Source organism: Burkholderia sp. AcTa6-5 (genome assembly GCF_017815075.1).
Lineage (GTDB): Bacteria > Pseudomonadota > Gammaproteobacteria > Burkholderiales > Burkholderiaceae > Burkholderia > Burkholderia sola.
In genome coordinates this window covers 270752-290093 of record NZ_JAGIQE010000006.1, presented here as the reverse complement: position 1 = coordinate 290093, position 19342 = coordinate 270752, and the positions used below count along the sequence as shown (strand labels likewise).

Genomic DNA, 19342 nt, shown 5'->3' with positions numbered 1-19342 from the left:
CCTTTGGCAAGAAAGTAGCGAATCATGGACGCTACCTCAGCGGGGCATGGACGAGCGGGTGACGACGCTAAATACAACGGACGACGCTACGCCTTGTCGCTCGGGACTATCGGTGATCGTGTCGCCGTTATCGAGTTCGCTGCCAACGAATGCGAGCGGCGCGAAGTCGGGCCCGTCGGCCAAACCCAGACCGGTCGTCACGCGCGCGGTTGAACCGTCCGGATAATGGATCAGGTCGCCCACCGTGGCAGCTTTGCCCAAGTGCGGCGCTACTTCCCATGTGCCGGACGGCTCGCGCAATGCCCCGCCGCGCGCTGTTGTCGCGCCACGTACCGCCAGTCTGTAGGTAGGCGCCGCGGGTGGCGGCACATAGGTCGGATCGAACAGACCCGCAATGCTCTGCCCATCGCGTACGTGAATGACCCACGAACTGCGCAGCGTTTCGGTAATGCGGTCACCGTTGCTCAACCGGCTGCCGACCAGCGCGAACGGCTTGCCTCCGCTATGGTTGTTTCCCGCGCCGTCGATAATCGCGGCCTCGCTGCTGTCGTCATAGGTCACTACGTCGCCGACGCAGGCGACTTCTAATCCTGCCAGGTTGAGGCCGCTGGTTGCGGTGGTGACGCGTCCACCGCGTTCCGTGAGTGCGCCAACGGTGGCGAAAAGATGGGTCGGTGCTTTGTGTTCGTTTTTCATCCGGCTTCCCTGTCTCAGTAAATGGAATGGCTGCCTAGAGACGCTATTCCAGATACGAAACGTGGATCAATCGGACGAATACGATTTGTTGGCTATAAAAATATGAATTGTTCTGTTTTACTGATGGAATCAACTGAGCTCAAAATTACGGCGGTGGATCGTTGCGGTATTGAATACGTGATGGAACACCGTCCCCACCCGGGCGTCGCCCTCCGGATAGAGCGCCGGATAGCTGCGCTCGCGGATGCGCAGCACCCATCCCTCCGGCTCACGCCGTCCGCAGAAACACCCTCCGCGTGAGGTCGAACGCGACGAGATTGCCGGCCACCACCAGCAGCAGCCCCACCACCGCCAGCGGCGACCACTGGTAGCCCTCGAACACCGTCGACACGGCCAGCGCGACGATCGGGAACAGCACCGTGCAGTACGCGGCGCGCTCCGGCCCGATCCGGCCGACGAGCGTCAGGTACGCGGTGAAACCGATCACCGAGCCCGGCACGGCGAGGTACGCGAGCGCGCCGAGATAGCGCGGGCTCGTGTCGAGCGTGAACGGCATCCCGGCCACCGCGGCGCCGACGGTCAGGATCGCCGCGCCGATCAGCATCGCCCAGCCGTTGGTCGCGAGCGGGTGCAGCCCCATCGACTGCATCCGGCTCGACAGCAGGTTGCCCGCCGAGAAGCACATCGTGCCGGCGAACGCGATCGCGAGCCCCGTCCACGTCGCGTGGTCGTCGAGATGGCCGGCCATCTGCTGCCAGAACAGACACGCGATGCCGGTCAGGCCGAGCAGCGCGCCGGCGATCGCCGACGGCCGCAGCGGGCGGCCCATGAACAGCCGGCCGTTGATCGAGTTCAGCAGCGGCGCGGTCGAGAAGATCACCGCGACGAGCCCGCTCGGCACGACCTGCTCCGCATAGTAGAAACACAGGAAATTCAGGCAGAACAGTGCGAAGCCCTGCGCGACGAGAAAGCGCCACGCTTCGCGCGGGGGGCGCACCGGGCGGCGCATCACGCGCAGCAGCGCGAACAGCACGGCGGCCGCGAGCCAGAAGCGCCACGCGATCGACACGGGCGGCGGCACCGAGCCGAGCTGCCACTTGATCGCGATCCAGGTGGTGCCCCAGATCAGCACGGTGACGAAATAAAGCGACAGGTTCATGGCGGCGTTCCGAAAATCGGGTGAATCGGGATCCCGACTATGCCGTCGCCCCGCGCGCGCCGATTGTCCGGAATTGCGGTCTTTTTCGGGACGCCGCACGCGGCGCCGCGCGCCCGCTTATACTCGGCCCATCATGAGTCTCTCCCTCTGCGCCCCGCCCGTCGACCGCACCACCGCCCTGGCTGGCGGCGATCTGCCGTTCGGCCTGCAGTCGGTGTGCCGCACGCTCGCCGACGCGAACGCGACGCTCGAGCGCTTCGCGTGGCTCGGCGACCACCTCGCGATCGCCGAATGGACGCGGATCACCGACGAAAGCGAGACGGTCTACGAGCAGCCCGGCCACCATACGCTGTCGTGCTACCTCGACGGCGGCTACCGGACCGAGCGCCAGCGCGTGCCGCGCTACGGCGCGCCGAGCCTGCTGTGCGCGTTGCCGGGTGACCACGAATCGCGCTGGTGGGTGCGCGGCGAAATGCATTTCATCCACCTGTATTTCCTGCCCGAGCACTTCACGCAGCGCGCGATCCGCGAGCTCGATCGCGAACCGCGCGAGCTGAAGCTCGCCGATCGCACCTATTTCGAGGATGCGCGCGTCGCGGCGCTGCTGCGCTCGCTCGCGCTCGACGGCTGGGACGATGCGGACGACCGGCTGCGCGTGAACGAGACCGCGCACGACGTGCTGAGCCTGCTGCTGCGCGGGCAGAGCACGACGCGCACCGACACGTCGTTCCGCGGCGGGCTCGCGCCGGCCGTGCGCCGCCGCGTGCGCGACTACATCGACACGTATCTCACGCAGCCGCTGACGCTCGGCGAACTCGCCGAGGTTGCCGCGCTGTCCGAATACCATTTCTCGCGGATGTTCCGGCTGTCGTTCGGCCGCGCGCCGCACGCATGGGTGGCCGAGCAACGGCTCGCCCGCGCCCGCGAGCTGCTGCGCACGACGGCGCTGCCGCTCGCGCAGATCGCGGCCGACTGCGGCTACGCGAACGCCGGCCACTTCAGCCATCGCTTTCGCGACGCGCACGGCACGACGCCGAATACGTACCGGCGCGCGATGCAAGGCCGCTGAGCGCGGCCCGCTTCCTCGTTTCCTCGCTGCTTCCGCTTACGCGCCGCGCCGCGACAGTTCCTGTTCGAGCGCCGCGACGCCGGCCGGCAGGTCGACCGGCACCTTCAGGTCGACCATCGTGCGGCCGAACGCATGCAGCGTGCGGAACAGGTTGTGTTCGCGGCACTGCTCGCCCATCTGCCCGATCCGCACGATCGGCAAGCCGAACGAGCCGGAGATCTCGACCTGGTACTGCTTCGAGATATGGCCGCAGACCATCCCGGGCGTGAGCCCCTCGGGCGTCTCGATCCCGACCACCGAATTGAGCCGGCAGTCCTTCGGCGCATAGAGCTTGAGCCCCATCGATTCGACGCCCGCCTGCAGCGCCAGCGAGCAGCGCAGGTGGCGCGCAAAGCGGCTTTCGAGCGTCTCCGCGCAGACGAGCCGCAGCGCCTCGTGCAGCGCGAGCACGCCCGACACGGGCGCCGTGTAGTGATAGCCGGCGTTGTGCCAGAAGTTCTCCGCGAGCGCCATGTCGAGGCACCAGTGCGCGTTCGGCTCGGGGCGATGCTTCATGCGGTCCCACGCGGCATCGGAGAACGCGATCAGCGACACGCCGGGGATCGACGACAGCCCCTTCTGGCCGCCGGTGATCACCGCGTCGATGCCCCACGCATCCATCTCGAGCGGCATCGTCGACAGCGTGCACACCGCGTCGACGACCACCAGCGCGCCGGCCGCCTTCGCGAGCGCGGCGATGTCGCGCAGGTCTCGGTTCCAGACGGTGTTCGACGTCTCGCCCTGCACGATCGTGACGATTTCGGGCTGCTCGCGGGCGATCGCGTCGGCGATCTCGTCGAGGCTCGCGACCGCGCGGTCGGCCACTTCGAGCGTCGCGACGTCGGCGCCGACGCGCGTGGCCATCTCGGCCATCCGCGCGCTGAAGAAGCCGTTGCGGATCGACAGCACGCGCGTGCCGCGCCAGGCGAGGTTCGAGATCGCCATTTCCATCGCGGCCGAGCCCGGGCCCGCGACGCCGAGCACCCACTTCGTGCGGGTCTGGAACACGTAGCGCGCCATCTCCTTCACCTGCTCGATGATCTTCGCCATCGTCGCGCCGAGGTGGTTGATCACGATCGTGTTCGCCTTGGCCACCGCGGCCGGGATCGGCACCGGGCCGGCTCCCATCATCAGCAGCGGTTCTTCGGGCAGGATCGCGTCGAGCGGCACGACGACGGGACAGGGAATCGGCGAATAATCGATGGACATGGCTGGAAAAGGATGAGGAAAGGAAGTGCCCGGACGCCCGTAGCACGGCGCCCGTAGCACGGCGCGGCCAACTCATCGATCATTCCGTGTTCCGCCGCCTCGCGCAAGAGGCGCGCACGTCCGGACAGCGCGACGGTGGCCCGGTCGCCGGACCGGGCCAGCCGGCCGCATACCGCGCCCGCGATGGCTGGCCGGATTGAAAAGGGATTGCCCGCCGGTCGCGAAACGGTTCCACTCGGGGTTCCGAACGCACGATTTTCTCCGCCAATATCGAGATGATTCGTCGAAAACGGCAGTTCAGCCTCATTCGCGGGTGGAACGAAATGGACCGACCACCTGATACAAATCGCGGAACGAATGCGATACACAAAATCCGAACGTGGAAAAAACATCCACTATTGCAGCATTTATTGGGGAACGACGCCGAAAGCGCTGCGTCACGGGCCGCAAAAATTTCTCCCAACATGCTGATTAAAAACGATATTTTTCAAGAAACCGCGCATACTCCAATACCATGCCGGTTTTGCCGCCCCGCGCTTGCTGCATTGCAGCGTTAAACAGGTACTCGCGATTTCGATTTTACGCAAGCCGCCCGTTTTCTCAGGTTGACGGATATCTGTTCTTTATTGAACAATCATCTGCGGAATCGAAAATTCTATTTTCGAGACGAGGGAGAGCTGGGGCCGCGCGATGCGCTTTCGACGTTGCGCGGCGATAAATCACAACCAAAATCAATCAACCGGGCCAGAAATACGCAAGCCATGAACCAGATTCAGACCATGCGTGTATTCGTCTGCGTCGCCGAGCAGCAAAGCTTCCGGCGCGCGGCGCACCATCTCGGCGTGTCCAATGCGCTCGTCACGCGTTCGATCGCGATGCTCGAGGGCCACCTGAACACACGGCTGATCCATCGCACCACGCGCAACCTGTCGCTTACCGAGGCCGGCGTGCGCTACCTCGACGGTTGCCGTGCGTTGCTCGAGGAATTCGACCACCTCGAATCGTCCGTCGCGCATGCCGTGCGCGAACCGGCCGGCACGCTGCGCGTCGTCGCGTCGGGGCTGCTGTCGCCGCTCGCGCTGACGCCGCTCGTCAGCAGCTTCCGGCACCGCTACCCGGAGCTGCGCGTGCAGCTGACCGTCGCCGAAGGGCCGCTCGACGTGCTCGATTCGGGCTACGACGTCGGCATCGTCACGGGCACCCGGCTCGACGGCAACCCGTCGCTGATCGGCCATGCGCTCGCGCCGAACCCGTTCGTCGCGTGCGCGGCGCCCGCGTATCTCGACCGCCGCGGCGAGCCGCGCGTGCCCGACGACCTGCCGGGCCACGACTGGGTCACGCTCGCGGCGCACCAGCACGCGCCGACGTGGCAACTCGTCGGTCACGACGGCGTCGCCCATACGGTCACGGTGCGCCCGGCCTGCACGGTCAATCAGCTCGCGCTCGTGCAGGCGGCGGCCGTGGCCGGCGCCGGCATCGCGGTGCTGCCCGAGCCGTGCGTGGCCGACGCGCTCAACCACGGCACGCTCGTGCGGCTGATGGCCGGCTACCGGATCGACGATCCCGACGCGCAGTTGTCGCTCGTCTATCCGAACCGCCAGTACGTGCCGGCCCGGACGCGCAGCTTCGTCGAGCACGCGCTCGAGCACTTCGGCGCGCCGGCCGCCCGCGGGCAGACGGACTACGACTTCCTGCGGCCGGTGCGCGGCCCCGAACGCTCCGACATCGTCACGGGCCTGCAGTAAACTGCGCGCGTCAGCCATCGGAGGTGCAGCGTGCGCGTGATCCTGTTCAGCAGCCGGCAGTACGACGACGATTCGTTCACCGCCGCCAACCGGCAGTTCGGCTATCGGCTGCACTTCCAGCCGTCGCACCTCGACGCGGAAACGGCGATCCTCGCGCACGGCTATGACGTCGTCTGCCCGTTCGTCAACGACACCGTCGACGCGGCCGTGCTCGAACGGCTCGCCGACGGCGGCACGCGGCTGATCGCGCTGCGCTCGGCGGGCTTCAACCACGTCGACCTCGCCGCCGCCGAACGGCTCGGCATCACGGTCGTGCGCGTGCCCGCGTATTCGCCGCACGCGGTGGCCGAGCACGCGGTCGCGCTGATCCTCGCGCTCAACCGCCGCCTGCCGCGCGCGGTCGCCCGCACGCGCGAAGGCGATTTCTCGCTGAACGGCCTGCTCGGCTTCGATCTCCACGGCAAGACCGTCGGCGTGATCGGCACCGGCATCATCGGCAGCGTGTTCGCGAAGATCATGATGGGCTTCGGGATGCACGTGCTCGCGCACTCGGTGCCGCCGTACGACGACGAGCTGATCGCGTTCGGCGCGCGCTACGTCGAACTCGACGAGCTGCTGCATCACGCCGACATCGTCAGCCTGCATTGCCCGCTGCTGCCGTCGACGCACCACCTGATCAACGAACGCACGCTCGCGCGGATGAAGCACGGCGCGATGCTGATCAACACGGGGCGCGGCGGCCTCGTCGATGCGCAGGCGCTGGTCGACGCGCTCAAGAGCGGCCAGCTCGGCCATCTCGGGCTGGACGTGTACGAGGAGGAAAGCGGGCTGTTCTTCGAGGATCACTCGGACCTGCCGCTGCAGGACGACGTGCTCGCGCGCCTGCTGACGTTCCCGAACGTGATCGTCACGTCGCACCAGGCGTTCTTCACGCGCGAGGCGCTGGCCGAGATCGCGCACACGACGCTGCTGAACATCGAGGCGTGGCATGCGCGGACGCCGCAGAACGTCGTAATTGCAAATCGCTGAAAAACCGCCCATTTGAGGGCTTGCGGCGCATTCGCAATCGTTTGCTTACGCCTCGCGCCGCGAAGCGCACTCACCTTCGTCCACAATTCAGCGCATTGTTTCGGTTGAAGTAACGTTTCGAGCGCGCGGTCTGCTATCGTTGCGCCGACGTCCTTCCCTGCCTTGTCCGCTCATGCGTTTCGACGACTCCGACCTCGCCGCTGTCTACCGCGCCATCTTCGAACGGCGCGACATGCGTCACTTCACGCCGGCGCCCGTCGATCCGGCCGTGCTCGCGCGGCTGCTGCGCGCGGCGCACCACGCGCCGAGCGTGGGCTTCATGCAGCCGTGGCGCTTCATCCGCATCACCGATCCCGCGTTGCGCACCGCCATTCATGCGCTGGTCGACGCCGAGCGCCGCGCGACCGCCGACGCACTCGGCGAGCGCCAGGACGAATTCATGCGGCTGAAGGTCGAAGGTGTGCGCGAATGCGGCGAGTTGCTGGTCGTCGCGCTCGCCGACGGCCGCGAACGCCACGTGTTCGGCCGCCGCACGCTGCCGGAGATGGATCTGGCCTCCGCCGCGTGCGCGATCCAGAACATGTGGCTCGCGGCGCGCGCCGAAGGGCTCGGGATGGGCTGGGTGTCGTTGTTCGACGTCGATGCGCTGCGCACGCTGCTGCGGATGCCCGACGGCGCGAAGCCGATCGCCGTGCTCTGCGTCGGGCACGTCGACGCGTTCTACGCGAAGCCGATGCTCGAAGAAGAACGCTGGGCCGCGCGGATGCCGATCGAAGCATGCCTGTTCGAGAACGGCTGGGACGAGCCGGCGGCGATCGACGGGGCCGGATCGGCGGCGGCGCCAGTCGAGACTGAAAAGAAAAAACCATCGGATGCGATGGCCGACGGGTCGCCCGAACGCATCGCCTGATCCACATTCGGCCGCAGCCGTCGCCTCGCTGCTGAATCGCCGTCGATCCCACACTGTGAGCACCCTGCGCGCCGCCCCGTCGCACGCCGGCAACACCCATTTTGGCCCCCAGCATCAGGGTTTTCACTGAAGTAGAATCGCGGCTGACTCTCGCCTCATCGACCGCCCGTCCCGCGCATCCCGCGCCCGGCTCGAGCGGCATCCTTTCCCGAGCCTACCGCGATGCCCCTGCCTCTTTTCGCCCTTGCCGTCGCCGCATTTGGAATCGGTACCACCGAATTCGTGATCATGGGGCTGCTGCCCAATGTCGCGCGCGACCTCGGCGTGTCGATCCCGGCCGCCGGGATGCTCGTGTCGGGCTACGCGCTCGGCGTGACGATCGGCGCGCCGATCCTCGCGATCGTCACCGCGAAGATGCCGCGCAAGCGTGCGCTGATGGGGCTGATCGGGCTGTTCATCGCCGGCAACCTGTTCTGCGCGATCGCGCCCGGCTACGCGGTGCTGATGGCCGCGCGCATCGTCACCGCGTTTTGCCACGGGGCGTTCTTCGGCATCGGTTCGGTGGTCGCGAGCAACCTCGTCGCGCCGAACCGCCGCGCGCAGGCGATCGCGCTGATGTTCACCGGCCTCACGCTCGCGAACGTGCTCGGCGTGCCGCTCGGCACCGCGCTCGGCCAGGCGTTCGGCTGGCGCGCGACGTTCTGGGCCGTCACCGGCATCGGCATTGCCGCGGCCGCCGCGCTCGCGGTGTGCCTGCCGAAAAACCTCGCGATGCCCGACACCAGCATCACGCGCGAATTCAGCGTGCTGAAGCACCCGCAGGTGCTGATGGTGCTCGGCATCAGCGTGCTCGCGTCCGCGAGCCTGTTCAGCGTGTTCACGTACATCGCGCCGATCCTCGAGGACGTGACCGGCTTCTCGCCGCATCAGGTCACCTACGTGCTGCTGCTGTTCGGACTCGGCCTGACGGTCGGCGGCACGCTCGGCGGCAAGCTCGCCGACTGGCGCCGGATGCCGTCGCTGATCGCGACGCTCGCGCTGATCGGCATCGTCCTCGCGCTGTTCGCCGGCACGATGCATCTGCCGTTCGCCGCGCTCGCGACGGTTTTCGTGTGGGGCATCCTCGCGTTCGCGATCGTGCCGCCGCTGCAGATCATGATCGTCGATCGCGCGAGCGACGCGCCGAACCTCGCGTCGACGCTGAACCAGGGCGCGTTCAACCTCGGCAACGCGACCGGCGCATGGCTCGGCGGGATGGCGATCGGCTCCGGCGTGTCGCTCGTGAGCCTGCCGTGGGTCGGCGTCGCGATGGCCGTCGCGGCGCTCGCGCTCACGCTGTGGTCGGCGTCGCTCGAACGCCGGCCGGTGGTCGTGCCGACCGAATACGTGTGACGCAACCCTGCCGAGATCGTTGCGGACACAACGCCATCCGAACCTGACGGCCTTCATGGACCTTTCACCGGTCGCGGTGTAGCATCGCGGCCGATGAAAGCCATTCTCAATCGCGATTTCCTCGCGCTGATCCTGAGCGTCGCGGTCGTCGGCCTCGGCACCGGCGCCACGCTGCCGCTCACCGCACTTGCACTGACCGAAGCCGGGCACGGCACCCACGTCGTCGGCATGCTGACCGCCGCGCAGGCCCTCGGCGGCCTCGCGGTCGTCCCGTTCGTCACCGCGCTCGCGCGGCACATCGGTGCGCGCCGCGCGATCGTCGTGTCGGTCGTGCTGCTCGCGGCCGCCACCGCGCTGATGCAGTTCACGTCGAACCTGATCCTGTGGGGCGTGCTGCGCGTGCTGTGCGGCGCCGCGCTGATGCTGCTGTTCACGATCGGCGAAGCGTGGGTCAACCAGCTCGCCGACGATTCGACGCGCGGCCGCGTGGTCGCGATCTACGCGACCAATTTCACGCTGTTCCAGATGGCCGGCCCCGTGCTCGTCAGCCAGATCGCCGGCGCGACGAGCCTCCGCTTCGCGCTGTGCGGCGCGCTGTTCCTGCTTGCGCTGCCGACGCTCGCGACGATCCGCCGTGCGCCGCTCGCCGGCGACGACGCGCATCACGAAGCGCACGGCCGCTGGCTCGACGTGCTGCCGCGCATGCCCGCGCTGATCATCGGCACCGGCTTCTTCGCGCTGTTCGACACGCTCGCGCTGTCGCTGCTGCCGCTCTATGCGATGGATCACGGCGTCGCGAGCGCGACCGCCGTGCTGCTCGCGTCGATCATGCTGTTCGGCGATACCGCGATGCAGTTCCCGATCGGCTGGCTCGCGGACAAGCTCGGCCGCGAACGCGTGCACCTCGGCGCGGGCTGGATCGTGCTGGCCGGCCTGCCGCTACTGCCGTTCGTGATCGCGAATCCGTGGCTGTGCTGGCCGCTGCTGTTCGTGCTCGGCGCGGCGGCCGGCAGCATCTACACGCTGTCGCTCGTCGCGTGCGGCGAGCGTTTCCGCGGGGCGGCGCTCGTCACCGCGAGCTCGCTCGTGTCGGCGTCGTGGAGCGCCGCGAGCTTCGGCGGCCCGCTGGTGGCCGGCGCGTTGATGGAGCAACTGGGCAGCAACGCGCTGGTCGGCGTGCTGGTCGCGTGCGTGGCCGCGTTCGTCGCGGCAGCGTTGTGGGAGGGACGCGCAGCGGTGCAGCGCGCGGTCTGATGCAAATTGGCGTTGGCGTTGGCGTTGGCGTTGGCGTTGGCGTTGGCGTTGGCGTTGGCGTTGGCGCGCAGCACCATGCACCGATACGCCTCGGCCCGCTCGTGCCCGTCCCGCGGTCAACGAAAAACGGCCCGCGCAACGCGGGCCGCCCTGTCCTTCCGGACGACGCGTAGCCTACACGTAACGTCCGGCGCTGCGATCCGTCACGCGCCGCGCGCCGGCAAAATCCTGCCTACACACGCGCCGAAGCCGACGCGATAGCCGTCGCCCTGGCACCAGCCGGCGAGCGTAAGCTCATCGCCGTCCTCGATGAACGTGCGGCTGCCGCCGCCGTTCAGCGCGACCGGCTCCTTGCCGTTCCACGTCAGTTCGAGCAGGCTGCCGAACGAGTCCTTGGTCGGCCCGCTGATCGTGCCCGAACCCATCAGGTCACCCACGCGCGTGTTGCAGCCGGCGACCGTGTGATGCGCAAGCTGCTGCGCCATCGTCCAGTACATGTGCCTGAAGTTCGTGCGGCAGATCGACGTCGCGTCGGCCGCGCCCTCCGCCCGCAGCGTCACTTCCAGCGCGATATCGAACGCATGCTTGCCCGCATGCCGCAAATACGCGAGCGGCTGCGGCGACTGCTCCGGCTGCGCGACGCGGAACGGTTCGAGCGCGTCGAGCGTGACGATCCACGGCGAGATCGTCGTCGCGAACCCCTTCGAGTTGAACGGGCCGAGCGGCACGTATTCCCACTGCTGAATGTCGCGCGCGCTCCAGTCGTTCAGCAGCACCATCCCGAAGATATGCGCTTCCGCGTCCTCGCACGCGATCGGCTCGCCGAGCGCGTTGCCCTTGCCGACGATGAAGCCCGTTTCCAGTTCGATGTCGAGCTTGCGGCACGCGCCGAACACCGGACGCTCCTGGTCGGGCAGCTTCAGTTGCCCGTTCGGGCGCCGCACCGGCGTGCCGCTCACGACCACCGACGACGCGCGGCCGTTGTAGCCGATCGGCATCTCCGACCAGTTCGGCAGCAGCGCGTTCTTCGGATCGCGGAACATCGAGCCGACGTTGGTCGCATGCTCCTTCGACGAATAGAAATCGGTGTAGCCGGGGATGTCGACCGGCAGATGCAGCGTCGCGTCGCGCTGCGCGACGAGCACTTGCGCGCGCAGCGCCGCATCGTCACGCAGCGTCGCGTTGTCGCGCGAGAACAGCGCCGACAGCTGCACGCGCACGCTGCGCCACGCGTCGCGGCCGAGCGCGATGAACGCGTTGAGCGTCGGCGCGGCAAATACATCGGCGCCGGCCGGCAGCGTCACGAGGCCCGCACGCGCGAGCGCCGCGAGATCGACGATCTGGTCGCCGAGCGCGACGCCCGCACGGCGCGCGCCCTGCTTCGCATCGCTGAAGATCCCGAACGGCAGGTTCTGGATCGGGAAATCGCAGGCGGGATCGTTCGCGGTACCGATCCAGCTCTTGCGAGCCGGGTCGAGCGTCGCGCGCCAGTCTTGGGTATCGCTCACTTTTGCTCCGGATTGAAGTGTTTCTTGATGCCTTGCCAGCATTCGAAGTAGTCCGCCTGCAGCTGCGCGGTGTCGAGCGCGTAGCGCGTCGGCCGGATCAGCGTGCGGGTTTCGAACATGAACGCCATCGTCGCGTCGACCTTGTGCGGCTTCGTCGTGTCGCTCGCCGACGCCTTCTCGAACGTGTCCGCATCGGGCCCGTGGCCCGACATGCAGTTGTGCAGGCTCGCGCCGCCCGGCACGAAGCCCTCGGCCTTCGCGTCGTACGCGCCGTGCACGAGCCCCATGAACTCGCTCGCGACGTTGCGGTGGAACCAGGGCGGGCGGAACGTATCCTCGGCCGCGAGCCAGCGCGGCGGGAAGATCACGAAATCGATCGTGTCGACGCCCGGCGTGTCGCTCTGTGACTGCAGCACGAGGAAGATCGACGGATCGGGATGGTCGAAGCTGATCGAGCCGATCGTGTTGAACAGGCGCAGGTCGTATTTATACGGCGCGTAGTTGCCGTGCCACGCGACGACGTCGAGCGGCGAATGGCCGATGTCCGCGCGCCACAACCGGCCGTTCAGCTTCGCGATCAACTCGAACGCGCCTTCGCGATCCTCGTACGCGGCCTGCGGCGTCAGGAAGTCGCGCGGGTTCGCGAGCCCGTTCGAGCCGATCGGGCCGAGATCCGGGAGGCGCAGCAGCGCGCCGAAGTTTTCGCAGATGTAGCCGCGCGCGTCGCCATCCGGCAGCGCGACGGCAAAACGCACGCCGCGCGGAATCACCGCGATCTCGAACGGCTCGACGTCGAGCCGGCCGAACTCGGTCGCGATGAAGAGCCGCCCCTGCTGCGGCACGATCAGCAGCTCGCCGTCCGCGCTGTAGAAGAAGCGGTCCTGCATCGACCGGTTGGCCGCATACAGGTGGATCGCGCAGCCGTTCATCGCCGCGGCCGACCCGTTGCCGGCCATCGTCACGAGGCCATCGACGAAATCGGTCGGCTCGACCGGCATCGGCAGCGGATCCCAGCGCAGCTGGTTTGGCGGCGTCGGCGGCACGTCGGTCGAATCGCCGAATTCCGACACGAGCCGCTGCGTGCCCGCATACGGCTCGAACGGCCGGTGCACGGCGGCCGGACGGATCCGGTACAGCCACGAACGGCGGTTGTGGCCGCGCGGCGCGGTGAACGCGGTGCCCGACAGTTGCTCCGCGTACAGCCCGTACGGCGCGCGCTGCGGCGAGTTGCGGCCGTGCGGCAGCGCGCCGGGCAGCGCCTCGGTCGCGAATTCGTTCGCGAAACCGCTCAGGTAGCCGGCGGTCGCCGGTTTCGACAGGTCAAGCGTCATCGTTTTCCTTTCTCCATCAATTCATCGCGGCGTTCGGCGCCAGCGCGCCGTTGCGCCGCGTCACACCGGCCAGGCCCAGCACGAACAGCGCCGAGCACAGCACCGGCACCGCGGCCGCGTGGAACAGCGCGCCGTTGGACCAGTTGAGCGCAATCAGTTGTCCGCCGACGAGCGGCCCGAGCACCGAGCCGATCCGGCCGATGCCGAGGCTCCAGCCGATGCCCGTCGAGCGCAGCGACGTCGGGTAATACTGGCCCGCGAGCGCGTTCACGGCCGGCTGTCCGCCGACCACGCAGAAGCCGCCCGCGAACACGACCACCAGCAGCCACGGCAACGCATGCGCGACCGAGCCGATCAGTCCCACCGACACGGCCGCGCACGCGAAGCAGGCGAACAGCACGCGCACGAAGCCGTAACGTTCGATGAACCAGCCGAGCGACAGCGTGCCGATCACGCCGCCCGTCTGCAGCACCGTGCCGACGATCACCGCCGTGCCCGGCGAATAGCCGGCTTCGCGCATCACGGTCGGCAGCCAGTTCGACAGGAAGTACAGGTCGATCAGGTTCATGAAGCTGATCGACCACAGCAGCAGCGTGACCGGCAGGCGGCCATGGCCGAACAGCTCGGCCACCGGCGCACCGCTCGCCGCACGTTCACGCACGACGAGCCGCGTATTCGCATCGATGCCGGCTTGCGGCGCGAACCGTGCGAGCCAGTCGCGCGCCTGCGCGACGCGCCCTTTCAGCACCAGGAACTGCAGCGATTCGGGCAGCCGCGCGACCATCGCGATCGTCAGCACGAGCGGCACCGCGCCGCCGACGAAAAACACCGAACGCCAGCCGAGCGCCGGAATCAGCGCCGCGCTGATGAAGCCGCCGATCGCCGCGCCGAGCGTGAAGCCGCACGACACGATCATCATCCGCTTCACGCGATGCGTGGCGGGGCTGAACTCGCCGACCAGCGCCATCGCGTTCGGCATGATGCAGCCGAGGCCGAGGCCCGTGACGAAGCGCAGCGCCATCAGCACGGGGATCGAGCTCGCGAACGGCGTCGCGAGCATCGTCACCGCGAAGAACAGCGTCGAGCCGATCAGCACCGGGCGCCGCCCGATCCGGTCGGCCAGCACCGACAGCCCGAGCGCGCCGAGCAGCATCCCGAACAGGCTCGCGCTGAACACGGGGCCGAGCGCCTGCTTCGGCACGCCCCATTCGGCGATCACGCTCGGCGCGACGTAGCCCATCGCCTGCGCATCGAAACCGTCGATCACGAGGCACAGCCCGCACAGCGCGAGCAGCATCGCGTGAAAGCCCGGGCGATGGGTCTCGTCGATCACGCGCTCGACTTCGAGCACGCGCGTATCGGCCGCCGCGCTCATTGCGCGACCTCGGCGGCCGGATGCACGGGCGGCGTCACGCCCTGGCGCGCGAGCGCCATCGCTTCGCGCAGCACGTCGGCGTCGCCGACCTGGTTCGCGAGCAGCAGGATCAGCTTCGCGTTGACGAGCTGGCTGTCGGCATCCGACAGGTCGCGATGCATGTCGATCAGCGCTTCGTAGAACGCGTCGGGGTCGGCCAGGCGCGGGCGGGTGTCGAGTGGGGGCATGACGGTGTCTCCGGTGTCTTTATCGTATTCAGCGTGCGCAGGTCGCGCGCGCCAGTGCGTCGGCGATCGCCTGACGGTCGAGCGTGCGCGTGCGTGCGCACACGTGCTGGTCGGGACGCAGCAGGTAGAACGTGCCGGGCTGCGCGTCGTAGCGCCGCGCGGCGAGGCCGTCGACGTCCTCCACGACGTCGATGCCGGCCACCGGCTGCGCGTGCCCGGCCGGCACGACGAGGACCGGCCGCACCGGCAGCGCGAGGCCGTCGACGGCCTGCGCGAGCGCGGCCGCGTCGCCCGGCAAGCCGAACAGCACGCCGGTAAAGCCACCGCACAGATGCTGCAGCAGCCAGCCCGGCGCACCCTGCACGCGCACCGGCGCATCGGCCGCCGCCGCGCCCGGCCGCATCGCGCCTGCAAACGTGTCGCCGTTGCGGTCCGGCGTGTTCAGCGGCGAATCGGCGAGCACGGCCGGCACCGACAGGCGCCCGCTGTTCACCAGCTTGCGCGCGAACTCGCAGTCGCGCGCAAGCTTCAGCGTCGCATCGCGGAACACGCGCGACACCGTGCTCTTCGGCGTGATGAAGTCGGTCGAGCGCGTCGAGTTGCGGATGTTCTCGTCGGCCGCGAACTCGCGCTCGCTTGCATAGGTGTCGAGCAGGCGATCGTGTGCACGGCCGTCGAGCACCAGCTTCAGCTTCCACGCGAGGTTGTCCGCATCCTGCACGCCGCTGTTCGCGCCGCGCGCGCCGAACGGCGACACGCCGTGCGCGGAATCGCCCGCGAACAGCACGCGGCCGTGGCGGAACGTGTCCATCCGCTGGCAGCGGAACGTGTAGACGCTCACCCACTCGAGCTCGAACTCGACATCCGGCCCGAGCAGCGCCCGCACGCGCGGAATCACGCGCTCCGGCTGCTTCTCGGCGACCGGATCGGCATCCCAGCCGAGCTGGAAGTCGATGCGCCACACGTTGTCCGGCTGGCGATGCAGCAGCACCGACTGGTTGCGGTGAAACGGCGGATCGAACCAGAACCATCGCTCGGTCGGAAACTCCGCCCTCATCTTCACGTCGGCGATCAGGAAGCGGTCCTTGAACGTGCGGCCGCGACTTTCCAGGCCCATCATCGTGCGCATCGGGCTGCGCGAGCCGTCGGCCGCGATCACGTACTGCGCGCGCAGCGTCGCGACGCCGTCCGGCGTCTCGATCGTCAGCACCGCGTGTTCGGCCGACTGGTCGACGCCCGTCACCTTGTGCTTCCAGCGGATGTCGATGTTCGGCAGTTCGAACGCGCGATCGGCCAGATAGCCTTCGACGTAGTACTGCTGCAGGTTGATGAACGCCGGGCGCGCATGCCCTTCCTCGGGCAGCAGGTCGAACGCGTAAAGCTGCTCGTCCTGCAGGAACACCTTGCCGACGTGCCAGCTCACGCCCTTGTCGACGAAGCGCTCGCCGCAGCCGAGCCGGTCGAAGATCTCGAGCGTGCGCTTCGCGAAGCAGATCGCGCGCGAGCCGGTCGACAGCGTGTCGTCGTCGTCGAGCAGCACGACCGGCACGCCGTGCTGAGCGAGATCGATCGCGGCCGCGAGGCCCACCGGGCCCGCGCCGACGACGATCACCGGGTGGACGGCCGCGTCGTGCGCGCGGGCGCGGTACTCGAATTTCAGCGTCTGGTAATCGATGCTCATGGTCGCCATCCGCGCGTCAACCGCGCCGTGCGCGCACCGCCGCGCCCGTCGTCCCGTCCGTCTGCCGCCGGCGCGTGCGCCCGCCTGTCCTGTCAACCGACACGTCTCGCTCCTTGCTCCTGTTGATTCTTGAACGGCGCCGTTTCTCGGCGCCTGCGTGCCGCGTTTCTTGATCGGCGACAAATCCTGGATTTACGAATAGTAAAACCAATTACGAATAGTGAAATCAACGTAAACCCTGATCGCGCGCTCGGGAACGGGATAACCATATGAGTGAAACGGCAAGCCGAGCGCGGCGCGCACTGCTAATATCAAGTCAACGAGGCGGCCCTTTCGGCCGCCATTTTTCCTTTTCACGCCGATGATTCCGCCTACCATCCCCGAGCTGGTCACCCGTGCCGGGCAACTGCCGTATCTGCGGGAGCACCTCGCGCTTGCAGAAGGCGGGACCGCGTGCGCGAACCTGCCCGAGCGCACGCTCGCCAGCGCGTACGAGCCGATCTACGACGTGACGATGCCCGGCTCGCCGCAATCGACGTCGTTCGCCGACGCGATCGAGCGCTACGGCGACGAGCTCGGCTTTCAGGCCGTCACGCTCGTCACCGGCGCGCAGCACGATCCGGTCGACGCGGCCGTCGACGACCAGACGCTGGTCGCGATCGACCGCCTGTCGCGCGCGCTGCACGCGATCAATTTCTTCGGCGCGCAGCGCCACGGGCTGCTGTTCCTGCGCGTGCACGAGCGGCTGCTCAAGAGCGTGAAGTACGACCACGGCAAGCATTTCTCGTCGGTGCTGCAGCGCTTCGGGCTGCCGACCGAGCGGATCGTGATCGAGCTGCCGGCGGTCGCGGTCGCCCACAAGACGTTCCTCGGCTACCTGACGCGCAGCTATCAGCATCACGGTTTCAAGGTCGCGGACAAGCTGCCCGACCCCGGCCGCATCCTCGCGGTCGAATCGGATATGGCGCGCCCCGACTACATCAAGATGGATGCGGGCATCGCATTGCGCGACGGGATGGTCAAGGCGCTCGTCGCCTATGCGCAGCGCGTGCGGATTCCGCTGATCTTCGACGGCGTCGTCGACGAGACGCAGTGCGAGCTGCTGCGCCAGCACGACGTGCGGTTCATGCAGGGGCCGGTGTTCGCGAAGGTCGTGACGGTCTGAGGGATCGGCGGGGAAGGCGCCCGGGAGCGGCGCGCCGGATGGCGGACTCCGGTGTCGTGTTGCTCAGGGAATCGGGTTTCAGCACGTAACGTGGCGCGGCGGCCGGTTCCTTGTTTGTTCGTTCGTTCACGCAGAAAGGTCGAACGCGCTTGTGCGCGCGCTCGACACCGATGTGCGGCCTATTCTCTACCACCGTCGTCGTACTTCGGTAGATCGTCGTCGATCTCGATGCCCGGGAAACGGTCGCCGTACCAGACGTGCCACGCCGGACGCAGCCGCGACGGCTCGTCGAGCGTCGCGTAATTGATCTCGACCGTCCGCGGCGCGTCGGCGCGCCGGTATTCGAGCTGCGCGCCGCAACGGCCGCAGAAGCGCCGCTCGCCCCATGCGCTCGACGCGTAGACGGCCGGTTCGCCCTGCAGGTATTCGAATGCGTCGATCGGCACCGATGCCGATGCGACGACCGCCGCGCCGGTCGTGCGCTGGCAGAGCCGGCAGTGGCAAAAGCCGGCATCGGTCGGAACGTCGGCGATACGGTAGCGGATCGCGCCGCACGCGCATCCGCCTTCCATCGGTTCGGGGTGCGCCATGGCAGGCCTCGTCGTCGGGAAGCAGGCGAACGATGATGAGCGCGGTTCGCCCGTCGCGCAATACGCGACGGCAACGCGTCCGCTCCCCGCACTCGCCGCGAACAAACCGGTTGGCGCGCGACGGCAACACCCGCGCGATGGTTGCTCAGACCGTCTGCCCGAGCCGCTGCGCGAGCGCCTTCAGTCGCGGCCCGACCTGCATGCGAAACACGTCCTCGTCCATCGACGATGCGGGGCCGCTGCAGCTCAGGATCAGCCAGCGCCCCTCGCGCGGCTCGCGAAATGGGACGGCCGCCGCGTTCACGTCCGTATGCCACGCGCGGAACGAATAGCAGCATCCGCCTTCGGAGAACTCGGCCACCGCGTGCTGCGCGGCCGCGACGAGTGCATCGGCGTCGGCCGTGCCGCCGGCCGCGCGATGCAGTTCGGCATAGAGCGCGCGGCGCACGTCCTCCGGCTGCACGGCCAGGTATGCGCGCCCCATCGAGCTCGTCAGCATCGACAGCCGCGAGCCGGGCGCGAGCCCGAGCGTCAGCGCGGTCTCGCTGCGGATCGTCTCCAGATAGATCATGTCGAGCCCGTCGCGGCAGCCGAGCGACACGGCCGCGCCGATTTCGCGCGCGAGCGCCTGCATGTGCGGCCGCGCGAGATCGATCGTCCCCGAGCCCGACAGCAGCGCGTAGCCGAGCGACAACACGCCGGCGTCCAGCGCATACTTTCCGAGCGTCTCGTCGTAGCGCAGATAGCCGAGCACGGTCAGCGTATAGGCGAGCCGGTTCACCGTCGCCTTCGGCAGGCCCGTGCGTTCCGCGAAATCGCGGTTGCCCAGCATCGTCTCGCCGGGCCGGAAGGCGCGCAGCAGGTCGAGCCCGCGCGCGAGCGCGACGACGAACTTGCGCTCGTCGATGGGGGTCTCGTCGATGGTTGAAAGTGTCATCCGGTGCTACACTGAGGTCGATTTGC

The 19342-nt window shown here is 68.1% G+C and carries 18 protein-coding genes; 7 read left to right on the top strand and 11 right to left on the bottom strand.

The features are described from left to right. Nucleotides 1-36: 36 nt before the first annotated feature. From J8I33_RS11430 to J8I33_RS11425, 3 genes are all read right to left on the bottom strand, one after another. Nucleotides 37-696, bottom strand: coding sequence for a PAAR domain-containing protein (locus J8I33_RS11430; RefSeq protein WP_209925803.1), 660 nt, complete (start codon nt 694-696; stop codon nt 37-39). A gap of 129 nt (nt 697-825) precedes the next feature. Then, the gene (locus J8I33_RS34740; protein WP_280920948.1) at nt 826-951 is read right to left on the bottom strand and encodes a hypothetical protein; all 126 of its coding nucleotides are present in this window, start codon (nt 949-951) and stop codon (nt 826-828) included. A gap of 13 nt (nt 952-964) precedes the next feature. Further along, on the bottom strand, nt 965-1855 hold the full coding sequence (locus tag J8I33_RS11425; protein ID WP_209925802.1) for an EamA family transporter: 891 nt from the start codon (nt 1853-1855) through the stop codon (nt 965-967). 133 nt (nt 1856-1988) lie between these two features. Between J8I33_RS11425 and J8I33_RS11420 the strand changes: the two genes are divergently transcribed. Beyond that, the gene (locus J8I33_RS11420) at nt 1989-2924 is read left to right on the top strand and encodes an AraC family transcriptional regulator (RefSeq protein WP_050011716.1); all 936 of its coding nucleotides are present in this window, start codon (nt 1989-1991) and stop codon (nt 2922-2924) included. Nucleotides 2925-2960: 36 nt separating this feature from the next. Here the strand turns inward: J8I33_RS11420 and J8I33_RS11415 are convergent, their stop codons facing one another. After that, nucleotides 2961-4172, bottom strand: coding sequence for an alanine--glyoxylate aminotransferase family protein (locus J8I33_RS11415; RefSeq protein WP_050011717.1), 1212 nt, complete (start codon nt 4170-4172; stop codon nt 2961-2963). A gap of 761 nt (nt 4173-4933) precedes the next feature. Between J8I33_RS11415 and J8I33_RS11410 the strand changes: the two genes are divergently transcribed. From J8I33_RS11410 to J8I33_RS11390, 5 genes are all read left to right on the top strand, one after another. Further along, nucleotides 4934-5917: a LysR family transcriptional regulator gene (locus J8I33_RS11410; protein WP_050011718.1), complete on the top strand. Its 984-nt coding sequence runs from the start codon at nt 4934-4936 to the stop codon at nt 5915-5917. Nucleotides 5918-5947: 30 nt separating this feature from the next. Further along, nucleotides 5948-6946, top strand: a complete 999-nt coding sequence (locus J8I33_RS11405; protein WP_209935645.1) for a 2-hydroxyacid dehydrogenase — start codon at nt 5948-5950, stop codon at nt 6944-6946. 172 nt (nt 6947-7118) lie between these two features. After that, on the top strand, nt 7119-7856 hold the full coding sequence (gene bluB / locus J8I33_RS11400; RefSeq protein WP_124555684.1) for a 5,6-dimethylbenzimidazole synthase: 738 nt from the start codon (nt 7119-7121) through the stop codon (nt 7854-7856). Between the two features lie 222 nt (nt 7857-8078). Next, the gene (locus J8I33_RS11395) at nt 8079-9248 is read left to right on the top strand and encodes an MFS transporter (RefSeq protein ID WP_209935639.1); all 1170 of its coding nucleotides are present in this window, start codon (nt 8079-8081) and stop codon (nt 9246-9248) included. 93 nt (nt 9249-9341) lie between these two features. Next, nucleotides 9342-10502, top strand: coding sequence for an MFS transporter (locus J8I33_RS11390; RefSeq protein ID WP_124555682.1), 1161 nt, complete (start codon nt 9342-9344; stop codon nt 10500-10502). A gap of 203 nt (nt 10503-10705) precedes the next feature. Here the strand turns inward: J8I33_RS11390 and fahA are convergent, their stop codons facing one another. The 5 genes from fahA to J8I33_RS11365 are packed head-to-tail and all read right to left on the bottom strand — an operon-like array spanning nt 10706 to nt 16624. Then, entirely contained in the window at nt 10706-12010 is a 1305-nt protein-coding gene (fahA, locus tag J8I33_RS11385; protein WP_209935632.1) for a fumarylacetoacetase, read from the bottom strand. Then, on the bottom strand, nt 12007-13341 hold the full coding sequence (gene hmgA, locus J8I33_RS11380; RefSeq protein WP_124555680.1) for a homogentisate 1,2-dioxygenase: 1335 nt from the start codon (nt 13339-13341) through the stop codon (nt 12007-12009). The genes fahA and hmgA overlap by 4 nt, the downstream gene beginning before the upstream one ends. Nucleotides 13342-13357: 16 nt before the next feature. Next, a complete protein-coding gene (locus J8I33_RS11375) occupies nt 13358-14716 on the bottom strand; it encodes an MFS transporter (protein ID WP_209935625.1) in 1359 nt (452 codons plus the stop codon). Then, nucleotides 14713-14943: a DUF2783 domain-containing protein gene (locus J8I33_RS11370; RefSeq protein ID WP_034206533.1), complete on the bottom strand. Its 231-nt coding sequence runs from the start codon at nt 14941-14943 to the stop codon at nt 14713-14715. Before J8I33_RS11370 ends, J8I33_RS11375 begins: the two co-directional genes overlap by 4 nt. A 28-nt stretch (nt 14944-14971) precedes the next feature. Then, nucleotides 14972-16624, bottom strand: coding sequence for an FAD-dependent oxidoreductase (locus tag J8I33_RS11365; protein ID WP_209935622.1), 1653 nt, complete (start codon nt 16622-16624; stop codon nt 14972-14974). A 361-nt stretch (nt 16625-16985) separates the two neighbouring features. Between J8I33_RS11365 and J8I33_RS11360 the strand changes: the two genes are divergently transcribed. After that, the gene (locus J8I33_RS11360; protein WP_069616654.1) at nt 16986-17789 is read left to right on the top strand and encodes an EAL domain-containing protein; all 804 of its coding nucleotides are present in this window, start codon (nt 16986-16988) and stop codon (nt 17787-17789) included. Between the two features lie 179 nt (nt 17790-17968). On the opposite strand, the gene J8I33_RS11355 is transcribed toward J8I33_RS11360, so the two are convergent. After that, on the bottom strand, nt 17969-18379 hold the full coding sequence (locus J8I33_RS11355) for a GFA family protein (RefSeq protein WP_124555676.1): 411 nt from the start codon (nt 18377-18379) through the stop codon (nt 17969-17971). A 145-nt stretch (nt 18380-18524) separates the two neighbouring features. Continuing rightward, nucleotides 18525-19316, bottom strand: coding sequence for an IclR family transcriptional regulator (locus J8I33_RS11350; RefSeq protein ID WP_209925798.1), 792 nt, complete (start codon nt 19314-19316; stop codon nt 18525-18527). Nucleotides 19317-19342: the final 26 nt, after the last annotated feature.